Raw genomic sequence first — 2,219 nt, 5'->3', positions numbered from 1 at the left:
GGGCACGGTCGTCGAGCGGTTGGCGCACCCGCAGAACCTGGCGTACGTGATCTACACTTCCGGTTCCACGGGCGTGCCGAAAGGCGTTGGCATCACGCACCGCAACGTGGTGCACCTGGTGGCGCAGGCGTGGTCGATCGAGCCAGGGGAGCGGGTGCTGGTGCACTCCTCGATCGCCTTCGACGCCTCCACCTACGAGATCTGGCCCGCGCTGTGCGGTGGCGCGACCCTCGTGCTGGCCGGTGCCGAGCGCTCGGACCCGGCGGAGCTGACCCGGCTCATCGCGACGGGCTCGGTGACGAAGATGTTCGCGACGCCGCCGCTGCTCGCCGCGCTGCTGGAACACGTGGAGTCGTTGTCCGGCAACCCCTTGCGGTCGCTGCGCCGGATCATCGCCGGCGGTGCCGAGCTGACCGCGGGCGTGGTGCGCAAGGCGACTGCACACGCTGCCGGTGTGCAGATCATGAACGGCTACGGACCCACCGAGACCACGGCGTGCGTGACCGACCACGACGCCGTACCGGACGCGGTCGGCGCGGTGCCGATCGGGCGGCCGGTGCCCAATACGAGGGTGTACGTGCTCGATTCGTGGCTGAACCCGGTGCCGCTGGGCGTGCCCGGCGAATTGTATGTGGCCGGTGCGCAATTGGCGCGCGGCTACCAGAGCCGAGCGGGGCTGACGGCGGCGCGTTTCGTGGCCGACCCGTTCGATTCCGCCGGTGGGCGGTTGTATCGCACCGGTGACGTGGTGCGCTGGACGGCGGCCGGGGTGTTGGAGTTCGTGGGCCGGGCCGACGATCAGGTGAAGATCCGGGGGTTCCGCGTCGAGCCCGGCGAGGTGGAAGCGGCTCTGGCGCAGCATCCTTCGGTCGCGCAAGCGGTCGTGCTCGCCCGCGCGACCGAGACCGGAGGCAACCAGCTGGTGGGTTACGTGGTCGCTACCGGTGCCGAACACGAGCTCGACGGCGCCGAGGTGCGCGGCTTCGTCGCCGCGCGGCTGCCGGAGTTCATGGTGCCCGCCGTGGTGACGGTGCTGGACGCCCTGCCCCTGACCGCGAACGGCAAACTCGATCGCGCCGCGCTGCCGGACCCCGAGTTCGTCTCCTCGGCTCGCTATCAGGCGCCGCGGACCACCCAGGAGCAGGTGCTGGCGGCCGTGTTCGCGGAGGTGCTCGGGGTCGACAAGGTCGGGGTCGACGACAGTTTCTTCGAGTTGGGCGGCGACAGCATTCGGTCCATTCAGGTCGTCTCACGGGCGCGGGAACGCGGGGTGCAGATCAGCCCGCGCGAGGTGTTCGAGTACCGGACGGCGGCGGGCTTGGCGGCGGTCGCGGCCGAGCGCGGCGTCGGCGCGACGGTGCCTGCGGAGTTGCCCGGCGGTGGTGTCGGGTGGATGCCGCTGTTGCCGGTGGCGCGTTTCGTCCGGGAACTGGGTTCGGGTTTCGACAGTTTCACGCAGTCGCTGTTGCTCGAGCTGCCGCCGGGAATCGATCGGGCGGGTTTGCTGGCCACCTTGGGAGCGGTGCTGGATCGCCACGATGTGTTGCGGGCGCGGTTGGTCGACGACGAGCGCGGCGCGGGGCTCGAGGTGGCACCGGTCGGCGCGGTGGACGTGGGCAGCCTCCTGCACCGCGTGGACGTCGCCGACCAGGACGCCGACGAGTGCGCCGCGGTGCTCCGCGCGCAGGTCGAATCCGCGGCCGCCCGGTTGGCTCCGGCGGCCGGGGTGCTGGTGCAGTTCGTCTGGTTCGACGCCGGGCCCGCGCGGCCGGGCCGGCTGTCGATCGTCGCGCACCATCTGGTGATCGACGGGGTGTCCTGGCGAATCCTGTTGCCCGACTTGGCCGCCGCCTGGGGGCAGGTGGCGACGGGCTCGGTGCCGGTGCTGCCGACGGCAGGCACGTCGCTGCGCCGCTGGGCGCACGGACTGGCCGAAGCGGCGACCGGCTCCCGGTGGACCGACCAGTTGCCGTGGTGGCGAACGGTACTCGAACGCCCCGATCCGGTGCTGGGTGCGCGGCCGTTGGACCCGGCCGTCGACGTGATGGCGACCGTCGAGCACGTGCGGGTCGAGCTGCCTGCGGCGGTGACCGAGACGCTGCTGACCGCGCTGCCCGCGGCGTTCCACGGCGGGGCCGAGGACGGTCTGGTGGCGGCATTGGCTGTGGCCGTGCACCATTGGCGGCACAGTCGGGGCCGGTGCGCGGGTCACGCCGGGG

1 protein-coding gene is annotated in these 2,219 nt (G+C 72.1%); it reads left to right on the top strand.

All coding sequences use genetic code 11. The annotated features are described in order from the left end of the window. Window positions 1-46: 46 nt before the first annotated feature. Window positions 47-2,219: non-ribosomal peptide synthetase (locus tag NBRGI_RS09585; protein ID WP_235210898.1), on the top strand; the 2,173-nt coding region annotated here is incomplete at its 3' end.

Source organism: Nocardia brasiliensis IFM 10847 (assembly GCF_000710915.1).
GTDB lineage: Bacteria > Actinomycetota > Actinomycetes > Mycobacteriales > Mycobacteriaceae > Nocardia > Nocardia brasiliensis_A.
The sequence above is the reverse complement of the archived record's forward strand: the minus strand, read 5'-3'. Positions and strand labels throughout refer to the sequence as shown.